Origin of the sequence: Prauserella flavalba (assembly GCF_003202235.1) — a bacterium.
Lineage (GTDB): Bacteria > Actinomycetota > Actinomycetes > Mycobacteriales > Pseudonocardiaceae > Prauserella_A > Prauserella_A flavalba.
In genome coordinates this window covers 30,330-44,718 of record NZ_MASU01000008.1, presented here as the reverse complement: position 1 = coordinate 44,718, position 14,389 = coordinate 30,330, and the positions used below count along the sequence as shown (strand labels likewise).

General features: G+C 72.1%; 17 protein-coding genes. 5 read left to right on the top strand and 12 right to left on the bottom strand.

The window, feature by feature from the left end; genetic code table 11:
* Nucleotides 1-14 precede the first annotated feature (14 nt).
* The gene (locus tag BA062_RS39900; RefSeq protein ID WP_168214038.1) at nucleotides 15-188 is read left to right on the top strand and encodes a hypothetical protein; all 174 of its coding nucleotides are present in this window, start codon (nucleotides 15-17) and stop codon (nucleotides 186-188) included.
* 6 nt (nucleotides 189-194) lie between these two features.
* Here the strand turns inward: BA062_RS39900 and BA062_RS20565 are convergent, their stop codons facing one another.
* Genes BA062_RS20565 through BA062_RS20550 form a run of 4 tightly spaced genes read right to left on the bottom strand, consistent with a single transcriptional unit; the run spans nucleotide 195 to nucleotide 2,665 of the window.
* A complete protein-coding gene (locus BA062_RS20565) occupies nucleotides 195-944 on the bottom strand; it encodes a YebC/PmpR family DNA-binding transcriptional regulator (protein ID WP_110339183.1) in 750 nt (249 codons plus the stop codon).
* Nucleotides 945-957: 13 nt separating this feature from the next.
* Complete coding sequence (pdxT, locus tag BA062_RS20560) at nucleotides 958-1,578, bottom strand: pyridoxal 5'-phosphate synthase glutaminase subunit PdxT (RefSeq protein ID WP_110339181.1); 621 nt, start codon at nucleotides 1,576-1,578, stop codon at nucleotides 958-960.
* A gap of 59 nt (nucleotides 1,579-1,637) precedes the next feature.
* On the bottom strand, nucleotides 1,638-1,958 hold the full coding sequence (locus BA062_RS20555) for an AzlD domain-containing protein (protein WP_110339649.1): 321 nt from the start codon (nucleotides 1,956-1,958) through the stop codon (nucleotides 1,638-1,640).
* Nucleotides 1,958-2,665: an AzlC family ABC transporter permease gene (locus tag BA062_RS20550; RefSeq protein WP_110339179.1), complete on the bottom strand. Its 708-nt coding sequence runs from the start codon at nucleotides 2,663-2,665 to the stop codon at nucleotides 1,958-1,960. The genes BA062_RS20555 and BA062_RS20550 overlap by 1 nt, the downstream gene beginning before the upstream one ends.
* Nucleotides 2,666-2,733: 68 nt before the next feature.
* Here BA062_RS20550 and BA062_RS20545 point away from each other — a divergent pair, with 68 nt between their 5' ends.
* A complete protein-coding gene (locus tag BA062_RS20545; protein WP_110339177.1) occupies nucleotides 2,734-3,300 on the top strand; it encodes a helix-turn-helix domain-containing protein in 567 nt (188 codons plus the stop codon).
* A gap of 1 nt (nucleotide 3,301) precedes the next feature.
* On the opposite strand, the gene BA062_RS20540 is transcribed toward BA062_RS20545, so the two are convergent.
* Nucleotides 3,302-4,825: an MFS transporter gene (locus BA062_RS20540; protein ID WP_110339175.1), complete on the bottom strand. Its 1,524-nt coding sequence runs from the start codon at nucleotides 4,823-4,825 to the stop codon at nucleotides 3,302-3,304.
* A gap of 57 nt (nucleotides 4,826-4,882) precedes the next feature.
* Between BA062_RS20540 and BA062_RS20535 the strand changes: the two genes are divergently transcribed.
* On the top strand, nucleotides 4,883-5,539 hold the full coding sequence (locus tag BA062_RS20535; protein WP_110339173.1) for a TetR/AcrR family transcriptional regulator: 657 nt from the start codon (nucleotides 4,883-4,885) through the stop codon (nucleotides 5,537-5,539).
* Nucleotides 5,540-5,623: 84 nt separating this feature from the next.
* On the opposite strand, the gene pdxS is transcribed toward BA062_RS20535, so the two are convergent.
* On the bottom strand, nucleotides 5,624-6,538 hold the full coding sequence (pdxS, locus tag BA062_RS20530) for a pyridoxal 5'-phosphate synthase lyase subunit PdxS (RefSeq protein ID WP_110339171.1): 915 nt from the start codon (nucleotides 6,536-6,538) through the stop codon (nucleotides 5,624-5,626).
* Nucleotides 6,539-6,734: 196 nt separating this feature from the next.
* Between pdxS and BA062_RS20525 the strand changes: the two genes are divergently transcribed.
* Nucleotides 6,735-8,852, top strand: coding sequence for an elongation factor G-like protein EF-G2 (locus tag BA062_RS20525; protein WP_110339169.1), 2,118 nt, complete (start codon nucleotides 6,735-6,737; stop codon nucleotides 8,850-8,852).
* Between the two features lie 70 nt (nucleotides 8,853-8,922).
* Here the strand turns inward: BA062_RS20525 and BA062_RS20520 are convergent, their stop codons facing one another.
* The 6 genes from BA062_RS20520 to BA062_RS20495 form a co-directional block, all read right to left on the bottom strand.
* Complete coding sequence (locus BA062_RS20520) at nucleotides 8,923-9,432, bottom strand: XdhC family protein (RefSeq protein ID WP_110339167.1); 510 nt, start codon at nucleotides 9,430-9,432, stop codon at nucleotides 8,923-8,925.
* Nucleotides 9,433-9,459: 27 nt separating this feature from the next.
* On the bottom strand, nucleotides 9,460-10,449 hold the full coding sequence (locus BA062_RS20515) for an NUDIX hydrolase (RefSeq protein WP_110339165.1): 990 nt from the start codon (nucleotides 10,447-10,449) through the stop codon (nucleotides 9,460-9,462).
* Nucleotides 10,446-11,588, bottom strand: coding sequence for a glycosyltransferase family 4 protein (locus BA062_RS20510; protein ID WP_110339163.1), 1,143 nt, complete (start codon nucleotides 11,586-11,588; stop codon nucleotides 10,446-10,448). Before BA062_RS20510 ends, BA062_RS20515 begins: the two co-directional genes overlap by 4 nt.
* 4 nt (nucleotides 11,589-11,592) lie before the next feature.
* The gene (locus BA062_RS20505; RefSeq protein WP_110339161.1) at nucleotides 11,593-12,489 is read right to left on the bottom strand and encodes a phosphatidylinositol mannoside acyltransferase; all 897 of its coding nucleotides are present in this window, start codon (nucleotides 12,487-12,489) and stop codon (nucleotides 11,593-11,595) included.
* Nucleotides 12,486-13,094, bottom strand: coding sequence for a phosphatidylinositol phosphate synthase (gene pgsA / locus BA062_RS20500; protein WP_110339159.1), 609 nt, complete (start codon nucleotides 13,092-13,094; stop codon nucleotides 12,486-12,488). Before pgsA ends, BA062_RS20505 begins: the two co-directional genes overlap by 4 nt.
* 117 nt (nucleotides 13,095-13,211) lie before the next feature.
* Nucleotides 13,212-13,727 carry a MarR family winged helix-turn-helix transcriptional regulator gene (locus BA062_RS20495; protein ID WP_110339157.1) on the bottom strand — a complete coding sequence of 172 codons (516 nt, stop codon included), beginning with the start codon at nucleotides 13,725-13,727 and terminating at the stop codon, nucleotides 13,212-13,214.
* A gap of 113 nt (nucleotides 13,728-13,840) precedes the next feature.
* On the opposite strand from BA062_RS20495, the gene BA062_RS20490 reads away from it, so the two are divergent.
* Entirely contained in the window at nucleotides 13,841-14,389 is a 549-nt protein-coding gene (locus BA062_RS20490) for a YceI family protein (protein ID WP_110339155.1), read from the top strand.

Below are 14,389 nucleotides of genomic sequence, written 5' to 3'. Positions count from 1 at the left end.
CACGGGAAGACCCCATGACCGACCCCACGCTGAAGTCCCCGCCGCCGCAGGGCGGCAGCGAGGACCTGCAGGACCAGATCCTGGCCGCCGAGCTCAAGCTCATGACCGGTGAGCGGCTCAACTCCACGGAGGAGCGCCTGCTGGCCTACACCGTGTTCTCCGGCGGCTGCTCCTCCTGCCCGCGCTGACGGACGTCAGCCGACCTCGGCCATGACCTCGTCGGAAACGTCGAAGTTCGCGTAGACGTTCTGCACGTCGTCGCAGTCCTCGAGCGCGTCGATCAGCCGGAAGACCTTCTTGGCGCCCTCGGCGTCCAGCGGCACGTTGACCGACGGCAGGAAGTTCGCCTCCGCCGACTCGTAGTCGTACCCGGCCTCCTGCAGTGCCGACCGCACGCCGACGAGGTCACCGGCCTCCGAGACGATCTCGAAGCTCTCCCCGAGGTCGTTGACCTCCTCCGCGCCCGCGTCGAGCACGGCCATGAGCACGTCGTCCTCGGACAGCTCGCCCTTGGGCATGAGCACGACGCCCTTGCGGTTGAACAGGTACGCGACCGAGCCGGGGTCGGCGAGCGAGCCGCCGTTGCGGGTCAGCGCGGTGCGCACCTCGGAGGCGGCGCGGTTCTTGTTGTCGGTGAGGCATTCGATCAGCACGGCCACGCCGTTGGGGCCGTAGCCCTCGTACGTGATGTTCTGCCAGTCGGCGCCACCGGCCTCCTCACCGGCGCCGCGCTTGCGCGCGCGCTCGATGTTGTCCTGGGGGACGGAGTTCTTCTTCGCCTTCTGGATGGCGTCGTACAGCGTCGGGTTGCCGTCCGGGTCGCCCCCGCCGGTCCGCGCGGCGACCTCGATGTTCTTGATCAGTCTCGCGAACAGCTTGCCACGCTTGGCGTCGAGGGCGGCCTTCTTGTGCTTGGTGGTGGCCCACTTGGAGTGGCCGCTCATCTCTCCTCCAAAATCACTTCTCCTGCACGATGCCCACGAACAGCCGGTGCACGCGCTCGTCCCCCGTCAGCTCCGGGTGGAACGCGGTGGCGAGCACCGTCCCCTGGCGGACCGCGACGATCCTATCCGCCGCCGCTCCGGCGTCCCTGGTGTGCGGGATCCTGGCGAGCACCTCCACGCCGTCGCCGGTCTTCTCGACCCACGGGGCGCGGATGAAGACGGCGTGCAGCGAGCCGCCCTCGACACCGGTGAAGTCCAGGTCGCCCTCGAACGAGTCCACCTGGCGGCCGAACGCGTTGCGCCGCACCACCATGTCGAGCGCGTCGAGCTGGTGCTGGTCCTCGCGGCCGTCGAGCGCCTGCCTCGCCAGCAGGATCATGCCCGCGCACGAGCCGAACGCGGGCATGCCGTCGGCCAGCCGCCCGCGCAGCGGCTCCAGCAGCTCGAACGTCTCCAGCAGGCGCGACATGGTGGTGGACTCACCGCCCGGGAGCACGAGGCCGTCGACCTCGGCGAGCTCACGCGGCCTGCGCACGGGCACCGCGGTGGCTCCCGCCCGTTCCAGCATCGCGGCGTGCTCCCGCACGTCGCCCTGCAGGGCGAGCACTCCGATGACCGGTCGCTTCTTCGACACGCAACAGCACCTTCCAGGAACTCCCTGGTCAAGCCTACTGTGCGGAGGCGGGCCTCCGGTCAGGGCACCCCGAGCAGCCGCAGGAGCGCGGCCGTGGCGGCCGCAGCGAGGACCACCACGACGAAGGGCGCCTTGCGCCACGCCAGCAGCCCGCCGACCGCGACCCCGGCGGGCCTGGCGAACCCGACGAACTCGTGGCCGTCGAGCAGCGCCGCCGTCGCGACCAGTGCCGCGAGCAGCGTCACCGCGGAGATCGCCATGAGTTTCTCGACGCGCGGGGACAGCTCGACCCTGGCTCGCAGCACGGGCCCGGCGAAGCGGAACGCGAAGGTGCCCGCGCCCAGCACGACGGTGGCGACGATGAGCGTGGCCGCGGAGATCACGACGCCGCCTCCTTCTCCTTCTCAGCGGGTTCGGCCTGCCCGCCCGCGAAGCTCACGAGCACCCCGGCGAGCGCGAGCAGCACGGGCAGGCCCGCGGGCAGGAACGGCGCCGTGGCCAGCGCGATCACCACGCCGGCCAGCGCGGCCCTGCGGGTCGCCTGGTCCTTGAGGGAGGGCAGCACGAGCGCGAGCAGCACGGCGGGGAACGCGGCGTCGAGGCCGAAGGCGTCGGTGTCGCTGACCACCGTGCCGCCGAACGCGCCGAGCACGACCCCGATGTTCCAGCAGACGAACAGCCCGATGCCGCACGCCCAGTAGGCGGCCCTGCGGCGCTCGGCGTCGCGCTGCGCCAGCGCGAACGCGACGGTCTCGTCGATCATCAGGTGGGTGCCGGCGATCCGGCGGGCCCAGCGGTCGCCGAGGACGTCGCCGACCGCGAAGCCGAAGGGCAGGTGCCTGGCGTTGACCAGCAGCCCGGCGACCACGGCGGCGATCGGGTTGCCGCCGGAGGCGACCAGCCCGACGAACATGAACTGCGCGGCGCCCGCGAAGACGACGAGTGACAGCAGCATCGGCAGCCACAGCGGCAGGCCGGAGCTCACCGTGATCGCACCGAAGGAGACGCCGACGACCGCGTCGGCGAGGCAGACCAGCGCGATGTCACGCGCGAGTCCGCGGTCCAGGGTTCGCCATATCGAACGCATCGCCTTCTATACTGGACGAACGACCGACGTTCGTCAAGCCGAACGACCCGACTTCTGGAGCGAACGATATGCCGGAGAGCAGGGAGAACGGAGCACCACTCGCGGTGATCGCGGCGTCACTGCAGCGGGAGCGCCGCCGTGCCGGGCTGTCGCTGGCCGAGGTCGCGCGCAGGGCCGGCATCGCGAAGTCGACGCTCTCCCAGCTCGAGGCGGGCACCGGCAACCCGAGCGTCGAGACGCTGTGGGCGCTGAGCGTGGCGCTCGACGTGCCGTTCGCGCAGCTGGTGGAGCCGACCCGGCCGAAGGTGCAGCTGATCCGGGCCGGCGAGGGCCCGACGTTCGCGGCCGAGCGCGCCGACTACGTCGCGACGATGCTCAGCGCGTGCCCGCCCAACGCCCGGCGCGACGTGTTCCAGATCGTGGCCCAGCCGGGCAAGCCCCGGGAGTCCGATCCGCACATGCCCGGCGTGGTCGAGCACGTGGTGCTGAGCCGGGGCCGCGCGCTCGTCGGGCTGTCGGAGGAGCCCGTCGAGCTCGGCCCCGGCGACTACATCAGCTACCCCGGCGACGTGCCGCACGTGTTCGAGGCGCTCGAACGCGACACGGTCGCCGTGCTCGTCTCCGAGCACGTCTGACTCACACCCGCCGCAGGTCCCGCAGCATCGTCACCGCGAGCACGGCGAGACCGGCCGAGAGCACCGCGGCGGCCACGGCCACCGCGCCCAGGCCCGAGGTGAACGCCGCCCGCGCGACGTCGAGCACGTCGGCGGCGAGCCCGGGCGGCAGCTCCCGCGCGGAGGTGACGGCCCCGGCCAGCGTGCCCCGCGCGGCCTCGGCCGTCCCGGCGGGCAGCCCGTCCGGGAGCGCGCCCGCGACCTGGCCCCGGTAGACGATCCCGAGCAGACTGCCCAGCGTCGCGACACCCAGTGCGATGCCCAGCTCGCCGCTGGTCTCCGACACCGAGGACGCCGAGCCCGCCCGCTCCGGCGGGGCCGAGCTGACCACGAGCTCCGTGCCGAGCGCGCCGATGGGCGAGCAGCCGAGGAACCCGAGGACCAGGCCCACGACGAGCAGGGACAACCCCGTTGCCGAACCGGCCTGGGCGAGCATGAGCCACCCCGCCGCCGAGAGCGCCATCCCGGCCCCGATCACGGTCGAGGGCCGGAACCGGCGGGCCAGCACCGGGGCCAGCAGCGAGCCCGCGATGAGCGCGAGGGCGGGCGCGACCAGCCACAGCCCGGCCTCCAGCGGTGAGAGTCCCTCGACGAACTGCAGGTACTGCCCGACGACGAGATACACGCCGCCCTGCATGATCATCCCGCAGAGCAGGATCCCGAGCGCGATGCTGAACGCCCTGTTGCCGAAGAGCCTGGGGTCCAGCAGCGGGTCGGTGAGCCTGCGCTGCCTGCGGACGAACACGGCTCCGGCCAGTGCGCCGACGGCGACGGCGAGCAGCGCGCGCCACCACGGCCCGTCCCCGGCGAGCTCCTTGAGGCCGTAGACGGCGGGCAGCACGGTGGCCAGCGACAGGGCCACACTCGGCAGGTCGAGGCGGCCCGACCCGCTGCCCCGGTGGGCCGGCAGCACCAGTGGCCCGGCCACCAGCAGCAGGAGCATCACCGGCACACCGATGAGGAACACCGAGCCCCACCAGAACGTCTCCAGCAGGACGCCGCCGACCACGGGGCCCAGCGCGGCGCCGCCCATGAAACAGCTGATGAACACGCCGATGGCGAGCCCGCGCTGCCCGCCCTCGGGGAACATCTCGGTGATCAGCCCCAGCGAGGTCGGCATGAGCGTCGCCGCCGCGATACCGAGCAGCACCCTGCCCGCGATGAGCATCTCCGGGCTGACCGAGTAGGCCGCGAGCACCGACGCGGCCCCGAACGCGGCGGCGCCGATGAGCAGCAGCCTGCGCCTGCCGATCCGGTCCCCCAGCCCGCCCATCGTGACCAGGAACCCGGCGATGAGGAAGCCGTAGCTGTCCATGATCCACAGCTCCTGGGTGGGCGACGGCGCGAGGTCGGCACTCAGCTGCGGGAGGGCGAGGAAGAGCACGGTGTTGTCGATCGAGAGCAACAGCGTCGGCAGGCCCAGCACGGCCAGGCCGAGCCATTCGCGACGACCCGCTCGTCGCGGCGCCGTGGTGTCCGTGGTCATGGGTGACCCCCTTTTCATTACGATACGACTCGTAATGTATCGGGTAGGATCGAGGGCATGCAATCCCCTCGCGAACCGGCCCGCGCGGGACGGCCGCGGAACACGCAGATCGACGCCGCCGTGCTCGACGCGACGCTCGCCGTCCTCGACGCCTCCGGCTACACGCGCTTCACACTCGAGGAGGTCGCGCGCAGGGCCGGCACCACGAAGCCGGCCATCTACCGGCGCTGGCCCACCCGCCAGCACCTCGTGCTGGCCGCGCTCGCCCGGCGGCTCGGGGAGGTCGCGGTCCCCGACAGCGACTGCACCCTGTGCGACCTGGCGGAGTGCATCAGCGTGTTCGTCGCGGCGTTCGACCGCATGCCGCCCGGCGTGCTCGGCCCGCTGCTGGCCGACTGCACGGCGGAACCGGGACTGCGCGGCGACTTCATGACCATGCTGTTCGCCCCGCCCCGCGCCGCGGTGGAGCGGACGCTCACGCGCGCCATCGCCCGCGGCGACCTGCGCGCCGATCTCGACCTCGGCCTGACCCTCGACCTGCTCGGCTCACTCGTGCACTACCGCGCCCTGTTCGGACACGCCGCCACGAGCAACGCCGAGATCGAGCGGGCGGTGGAGACCCTGTTGCAGGGCATCGCGACCGACTATCCCCGCCTGGTCGAGCACAGCAGGCAACTGCAGGGCGAGCCGGACCTCCACCAGCTGCACCCCTAGTGACCCACCCCGACCGCAGTGAAGGCCACCTTGCCTGCGTTGAACGCAGGCAAGGTGGCCTTCACTGCAGCTGTCTCGAGGGGGTTACCAGCCGCGCTCGGCGAGCCGGTGCGGCTCGGGCACGTCGTCGACGTTGATGCCGACCATGGCCTCGCCGAGACCGCGCGAGACCTTCGCGAGTACGTCGGGGTCGTCGTGGAACGTCGTCGCCTTCACGATCGCCTCGGCCCGCTTCGCCGGGTCGCCGGACTTGAAGATGCCCGAGCCCACGAACACGCCCTCGGCGCCCAGCTGCATCATCATCGCGGCGTCGGCGGGGGTGGCGATGCCACCGGCGGTGAACAGCACGACCGGCAACTTGCCGGTGGCCGCGACCTCCTTGACCAGCTCGTACGGTGCCTGCAGCTCCTTGGCCGCGACGTAGAGCTCGTCCTCCGGCAGGGCGGTGAGCTTGCGCAGTTCCGCGCGGATCTTGCGCATGTGCGTGGTGGCGTTGGAGACGTCGCCGGTGCCCGCCTCACCCTTGGAGCGGATCATCGCCGCGCCCTCATTGATGCGGCGCAGCGCCTCGCCGAGGTTGGTCGCACCGCAGACGAACGGCACGGTGAACGCCCACTTGTCGATGTGGTTGGCGTAGTCGGCCGGGGTGAGCACCTCGGACTCGTCGACGTAGTCGACGCCGAGCGACTGCAGCACCTGCGCCTCGACGAAGTGGCCGATGCGGGCCTTGGCCATCACGGGAATGGAGACGGCGGAGATGATGCCGTCGATCAGGTCCGGGTCGCTCATCCTGGCGACGCCACCCTGGGCGCGGATGTCAGCGGGCACGCGCTCCAGCGCCATCACCGCGACGGCACCGGCGTCCTCGGCGATCTTCGCCTGCTCGGGCGTGACGACATCCATGATCACACCGCCCTTGAGCATCTCGGCCATGCCGCGCTTCACGCGGGCGGTGCCGGTCTCGGGCAGGGGGGAGCTGGTGGACTGGGCGTCAGACACTGAGGGAGCCTTTCACGACACAAAGGGGGTTACGGGTCCAGCGTACGTTCGACGTGGACCGCTGAAAGGTGCCAGTAGCGGGCTATCTCGGCAGGCCACTTTCGCCCGGTCGCCGCATGGCCTTGCCGGGCGTCCGCAACGGGTGTGTGATCGAGGGCACACCTCGACACCGACGTCGGCGCAAGGGAGACCCGCGATGGCCGAGAAGCAGACGAAGAACGGCGACGCCGGGGCCGCGGTCGCTGTAGACGATCCCGGCAGGGTACGCAACGTGGTACTGGTCGGGCCCTCCGGTTCCGGCAAGACCACCCTCACCGAGGCCCTGCTCGTCGCATCCGGGACGGTGAACCGCGCCGGATCCGTCGTGGAGGGCACCACGGTCTGCGACCACGACCCCGCCGCGGTGCGGCAGCAGCGCTCGGTGGGCCTCTCGGTCGCCCCGGTGGTCTACGGCGACGTCAAGATCAACCTCATCGACACCCCCGGCTACGCGGACTTCGTCGGCGAACTGCGCGCGGGCCTGCGCGCCGCCGACGCCGCCCTGTTCGTCGTGAGCGCGGGCGAGGGCATCGACCCGGCGACCGTCGCGCTCTGGGAGGAATGCGCCCAGGTCGGCATGCCGCGTGCCGTGATCGTGTCCCGGCTCGACCACGCACGGGCCGACGTCGAGGGCGAGATCGCGGCGTGCCAGGACGCGTTCGGCTCCGGCGTCCTTCCGCTGTACCTGCCCGCTGGCGGCGGCAAGCAGGGCCTGATCGGCCTGATCACCCAGCGGTTCTTCGACTACTCGAACGGCTACCCGCCCGCCATCGGCGAGCCGGATCCCGCCGACCTGGAACGGCTCACCGACGCCCGCAACGAGCTGATCGAGGGAATCATCGCCGAGAGCGAGGACGAGACCCTCATGGACCGCTACCTCGCGGGCGAGCCGATCGCCGAGGACACACTCATCGCCGACCTCGAGACCGCCGTCGCGCGCGGCACCTTCCACCCGGTGATCCCGGTGTGCGCGGAGACCGGCGTCGGACTGGCCGAGGTACTCGACGGCATCGCGCGCGCGTTCCCGTCACCGCTGGAACACGACCTGCCCGAGGTGACCTCTCCCGACGGGGTGCCGCACCCCCGCCTCTCCCCCGACCCTGGCGGCCCGCTCGCCGCCGAGGTCGTGCGGACGGCGGTGGACTCCTACGTCGGCAGGGTCTCGCTCGTGCGCGTGTTCTCCGGGACGCTGCGGCCGGAACGGCCGGTGCACGTGTCGGGCCACGGCCTCGCCGAGCGCGGGCACGCCGACCACGACACCGACGAGCGCGTCGCCCACCTCTACTCGCCGCTGGGCGCGAGCCTGCGGGAGGTGCCCTACTGCGTCGCGGGAGACCTGTGCGCCCTCACCAAGATCGGCTCGGCGGAGACCGGCGACACGGTGTCCTATCCGGACGATCCGCTGCTGATGCGGCCGTGGGCCATGCCGGAACCGCTGCTGCCGGTAGCCGTGGTGGCCAAGACCCGCAGCGACGAGGACGCGCTCGCCCGCAACCTGTCACGGCTCGTGGCCGGTGACCCGACGCTGCGCATGGAACGCAACCCGGAGACCAACCAGCTCGTGCTGTGGTGCATGGGCGAGGCGCACGCCGACGTGGTGCTGTCCCGCCTGCGCGCGGGCGGCGCCGAGGTGGACACCGAACCGGTGCGCATCAGCCTGCGCTCGACGTTCGCCGGCAAGGCGAGCGGGCACGGCAGGCACGTCAAGCAGTCCGGAGGGCACGGGCAGTACGCCGTGTGCGACATCGAGGTCGAGCCGCTGCCGCGCGGTTCGGGGTTCGAGTTCGTCGACAAGGTCGTCGGCGGGGCCGTGCCACACCAGTTCATCCCGAGCGTGGAGAAGGGCGTGCGGGCGCAGCTGCGCAAGGGCCTCGTCGACGACCACCCCGTCGTCGACGTGCGCGTGACGCTGTTCGACGGCAAGGCGCACAGCGTGGACTCCTCCGACGCGGCGTTCCAGACCGCGGGCGCGCTCGCGTTGAAGGACGCGGCGGCGAAGACGAGCGTGATCCTGCTCGAACCGCTCGACGAGGTGCTCGTCCAGCTTCCCGACGACCACCTGGGCGCCGTGCTCGGCGACCTGTCGTCGCGGCGGGGCAGGGTGCTCGGCACCGAGTCGGCGGGCGACGGCCGGAGCGTGATCCGCGCGGAGGTGCCCGCGACGGAGCTGCTGCGCTACGCCATCGACCTGCGGTCGATGACCTCGGGCACGGCGAGCTTCACGCGCCGCCACGCCCGCTACGACCCCATGCCCGAAAGCCTCGCCGCCCGCTGATCCCGGCCCCCAAGGCCACCTTTGTTGCGCTCAACGCACCAAAGGTGGCCTTGGGGGCGGTTGGTACCCCTCAGAAGTGGAAGCCGCCGGGACGGCCGTTGCGGTCGGCGAGCAGGCCGGCGAGGGTCGCGATCGCGATCTCCGGCGGCGTGCGGGAGCCGATGTTGAGGCCGACGGGCCGGTGCACGCGGGCGATGTCGGCGGTGTCCACGCCGAGCGCCTGCAACGCGGCCACGTGCGGGCCCTTGTGGCGCGGGTTGCCGAGCACGCCGATCCAGCGGGCAGGCTGCGCCAGCGCGTCGCGCAGCACCTCCCCGAGCTCCTCACGGTGGTGATCGGTGACGACGACGTCGGCGGTGCCGTCGAGCCCGGGCACCGCGGTGACCGCTCCCGCCGCCCGCGCGCGCTCCGGATCCGGGTCCACGAGCACCGGCGTGAAGCCGAGATCCCGGCCGTAGCGGAGCAGGTACTCCGCGACGGGCGAGGCGAACACCGCCACCAGCGTGCGCTCGGCCGTGCCGCCCTCGGCCTTGCCGTGCGCGACATCGCAGGCGGGATCGGACTCCGGATTCTGCGCCATGCCGGCCAGTCTGGCACACCGGCGCGCTCAGCGAACCGAGCGCAGCCTCCCGTCCCAGCCCGCGTCCAGCAGCGACGGCAGCAGCTCCCCGAGCTGCTCCGGGTACACGACCTCGCCGGTCTCCCGCAGCTCGTCGGCGCTCCACCACCGGTGCTCGTCGATGGTGGCCACCTCGACCTCGTTGAACCCGGAGGTGTCCACGGCGAGGTCACCATCCACTTCGGCGAGGAAGAACCACTCCGTGCCGTCGTAGCGGCGGCCGTCGAAGCTGAACTCGACGCGCCTGCGCCACACAGGGCCGACGAGCCGCTCGGCCGCCGTGTCGAGGCCGGTCTCCTCCTTCAGCTCGCGCACCGCCGCCGAGCGCAGGTCCTCACCGTCCTCGACGCCGCCGCCGACGGTGAACCAGAACGAGGAGCCGTCCTCGCCGGGGTCACGGCCGTTGAACAGCAGCACGCGGCCACCGGCGTCGACGAGCAGCACCCTGGCGGACGTGCGGGGCGTCGGCAGCGCCGCCGCCGTGTCCAGCTCCGGCTCCGCGATCTCGAAGTACTCCGGCTGCTTCGCCTTGCCGGCAAGCTTGAAGTAGCGCACCTTCCGCCGCCGCCGCAGCGCGAGCGTGTCGCGCACGGCGTCGTTGTAGACCCTGCGCGCGATCACGACGCGGTGCTCGGCGTCGCTCAGCTCGTCGGCCAGCGGCGCGGGCAGCACGCTCCGGTCCACGTCGGCCAGCTGCCGGGTCAGCTCGTTCTCGGCGAGCTCGCGCTCCGGGCGGGGCGCGGACTCCGCGCCCTCCGCGGTCGCGCGCAACATCCCCGCCTGCCCGGCCGGCAGCACGCTCGCCGCGACGGTTCTCGCGACCACGGCCCTGCGGGCGAGCGCGGCGTCGAGCGCCGCCCAGCCCGCGTCCATGCGCACGTGCAGCCGGTCGAGGCGGTTGGCGGTCGCCACCAGGAAGAGGCCGCCGGCCACGACGAGCGCGGCCAGCACGGCGAGCAGCACGACGAGGGTGTTCACCGCGGCACTTCCTGATCGGTGCTGACCTTGCGCGGGTCGGCGGCGATCGCGGTCTCGTACACCCGCAGCACCTGCTTCACCACGGTCTGCCAGTCGAACATCGCGACGCGCTCGGTGGCCGCCGCCGAGAGCCGCGCCCGGCGCTGGTCGTCGCCGAGCACGTCGCGCAGCGCGTCGGCGAGCGCGGCCGGGTCGCCGGTGGGTGTGAGCACCCCGGCGCGGCCGTCGTCGAGGACGCGGCGGAACGAGTCGAGATCGCTGGCCACCACGGGGGTTCCCGCCGCCATCGCCTCGGTGAGGATCATGCCGAAGCTCTCACCGCCGGTGTTGGGCGCGCAGTAGACGTCGACGCTGCGCAGCGCCCGCGCCTTGGTGGCGTCGTCGACCTGCCCGAGCACGTCGATCCGCCGGGCGAGCTCGGGACCCGCCTCGCGGCGCAGCGTGTCGGCGTCTCCCCTGCCCACCACGAGCAGGCGCAGCCCCGGCTGCCCGGGCGCGAGCAGGCGCAGCGCGCCGAGTAGCACCGCCATGCCCTTGCGCGGTTCGGTGTAGCGGCCGACGAAGCCGATGGTGCCGCCCGCGCGCGGGTAGCCCTCCAGCGGCGCGGCTCCGGCGAAGAAGCCCACGTCGACGCCGTTGGGGATCTCCACCGCGTCGCCGCCGGAGTGCTCGACCTGGACGCGCCGGGCGAGCGCGGAGACCGCGATGCGCGCGGTGACCTTCTCCAGCAGCGGGCGCAGCACCGGCTGGAAGGCCGAGAGGGTCCGCGAGCGCGGGGTCGACGTGTGGAACGTCGCCACGATCGGCCCGTCGGCGACCTTCAGCGCCAGCAGCGACAGGCTCGGCGCCGCGGGCTCGTGCAGGTGCAGCACGTCGAAGTCGTTCTCGCGGATCCACCGGCGCACCCGCGCGTACGACACCGGTCCGAACTGGAGCCTGGCCACCGAGCCGTTGTACGGGATGCCGAGCGCGCGGCCCGCCGGGTGCACGAACGGCGGCACGTCGGAGTCCTCGTCGGCGGGGGCGAGCACCGAGACCGTGTGCCCCCGCGCGAGCAGAGCCTTGGCGAGGTCCACGACGTGCCCCTGGACGCCGCCGGGAACGTCGAAGGAGTACGGACAGACGATGCCGACCTTCATGGGCTCACCCCGCGGCGCGTGCGTGCTCGGTCAGGTCGCTCACCCAGAACTTCTGCAGCATGTGCCAGTCGGTGGGGTGCGCCGCGATGTCCGCGGCGAAGACCTCCGCGAGCGCCTGGGTGGCGGGATGGATCTCGTCGCGGGCGTTCACGCGGATCCGCGGGTGGATGCGCACGCCCCAGCCGCCGTCGGTGAACCAGACGCCCACCGGCAGCAGCGCCGCGCCCGTGCTCGCCGCCAGGCGCGCGGGTCCGGCAGGGAACCGGGCCTCCTCCCCGAAGAACGTCACGGGCAGGCCCGAGTTGCTCAGGTCGCGGTCACCGACGAGGCACACCACCTTGTTGTCGCGCAGCCCGCGCAGCAGCGCCCGGAACGACACGCTGCCGTCGGAGGGCACGACCTCGAAGCCGAGCGACTCGCGGTAGCCGACGAACCGCTCGTAGAGCGACTCCGGCTCCAGCCGCTCCACGACGGTGATGAACGAGCCGGAGTGGTTCACCAGCCACACCCCGGCCACGTCCCAGTTGCCGGTGTGCGGCAGCGCGAGCACGGCGCCGTTGCCCTCCGCGAGGGCTGCGTCGAGGTACTCGGTGCCGGAGATGTCGACGTGCTCGATCACGGTCTTCGGAGGCAGCGAGGGCAGCAGGAACGCCTCGTGCCAGTACCGGGCGTAGGACCGCATGGCGCGCCGGGTGAGGTCGTCGAGCTCGGCCTGGTCCGCCTGCGGCACCACCCTGGCCAGGTTACCGCGCAGCTGCCGGACGCCCTTGCCGTCGCGGCGGGCGGCGAGGTCGGCGGCGAAGGAGAACAGCGGCGCGGAGCGCTTCGCGGGCAGCCTGGGCACGAAGCGCCAGCCCGCGGCGTAGCCGAGGTCGGCGAGCCTGCCCGCGAGGCCGCTCACGAGCGGGCCTCCCGCGCGCCCTTCGACACCGCCGCGACCCGCTGGACCAGGGTGACGAGGGACAGCGCGGCGAGCAGCCACTGGGAGACCTCGACCGAGTACGGCACGCCGAACCCCTGGATACCGGTGCCGACGAGCGCGATGATCAGCCGCTCGGCGCGCTCGACGAGCCCGCCTTCCGCGGAGAGCCCGGAGGCCTCGGCGCGGGCCTTGACGTAGGAGATCACCTGCGCGAGCACGAGGCAGATCAGCGCGGCGGCCGCGGCCCGCTGATTGCCCTCGACGACGAAGGCCCACCACGCGATGGCGGCGAACAGGGCGCCGTCGACGAGTCGGTCGCACGTGGCGTCGAGCACGGCGCCGAACGGGGTGCTGCCCTTGGCCCTGGCCATCGCGCCGTCGAGGAGGTCGAGCATCGCGAAGCCCCACACCGTGAACGTGCCGACCAGCAGCATCCCCTGCGGGAAGAAGATAAGGGCGCAGGCGAACGCGCCAGCCGTCCCGATCAGCGTCATGGCGTTCGGGGTGAGGCCGGCCCTGACCAGCGCAGCACCGATCGGATCGGTGACGCGGGAGACGGAAGCGCGAGCGAAGATGTTGAGCATCGTTCCTACGGGTGCAGGTTGCGCGTGGTCGGGTTGCTGAGGCAAACCCTATCGAGCCGTACCGAACCGACCTGCACGGATGCCCTGGTGTCGCGTGTGATCCCCGCGCCGGGCCTCTCAGGTTCCGGCGGCGTCGTGCTCGAGGCGCTCCAGTTCCTCGGCCGCCGCGGCGGCGCAGCGGGGGGTGAGCTGGTCGATGATCGTGGCGCTGATCTCCCCGAGCTGCCGGACCTGCTCGGGTGTGAGCGGGTCGAACAGGCTGGTGCGGACGGCCTCGACGTGGCCGGGCGCGGCCGCCTCGAGCGCCTCCAGCCCTGCCTGGGTGAGGTGGGCGAACGCGCCGCGCTTGTCGGTCTCGCAGGCCTCCCTGCGAACCCAGCCCGCCGCTTCCATGCGCGCGATCGCGTGGGAGAGCCTGCTGCGGGAGGACCGGGTGGCGATGGCGAGGTCGCTCATCCGCATCACCTGGCCCGGTGCTTCGGACAGCACGACCAGCAGCTCGTAGTACGTGTGCGGCATGCCGGCGTCCTGCTGCAGCTGGGTCTCCAGATGTGCTTTGAGCATGCCGACGGCGGCCGAGAAGTCGCGCCAGGTGCGCTGCTCCTCGTCGGTGAGCCATCGCGGTTGGGACATGAGACCCATACTACCCCTAGTTGAGCCCTCAACTAAACTGCGCTACATTGTTGCTTGAGGGCTCAACCAACGAGCTCCCCACGAACAAGAACCCCATTTCGAGAAGGAGCACCATGAGCGCCCCCACGACCGAGATCCCCGGCTACATCGTCGGTACCTGGACCATCGACGCCGTCCACTCCGACGTCACCTTCACCGTGCGCCACCTGGGCGTCTCGAAGGTGCGCGGCCGGTTCGGCGAGTTCGGCGGCGAGATCGTCACCGCCGAGAACATCGCCGACTCGTCGGTGACGGCCACCATCCAGGCGCACAGCGTCGACACCAACAACGAGCAGCGCGACGCCCACGTCAAGGGCGGCGACTTCCTCGACGTCGAGCAGTTCCCGACGCTGACCTTCCACACCAAGGGCATCCGCGCCGACGGCGAGGACTTCCTCATCGACGGTGAGCTGACCCTGCACGGCGTCACCAAGCCCGTCACCCTGAACGCCGAGCTCGGCGGCTTCGGCGACGGCATGACCGAGGGCAGCAAGGTGCTGGGCGTCTCCGCCACCACCGAGATCAGCCGGTCCGACTTCGGCGTCGGCGCCACCATCCCGACCGCCGTGGTCAGCGACAAGATCAAGATCGAGCTGAACATCGAGGCCGGCCTGCAGGCCTGA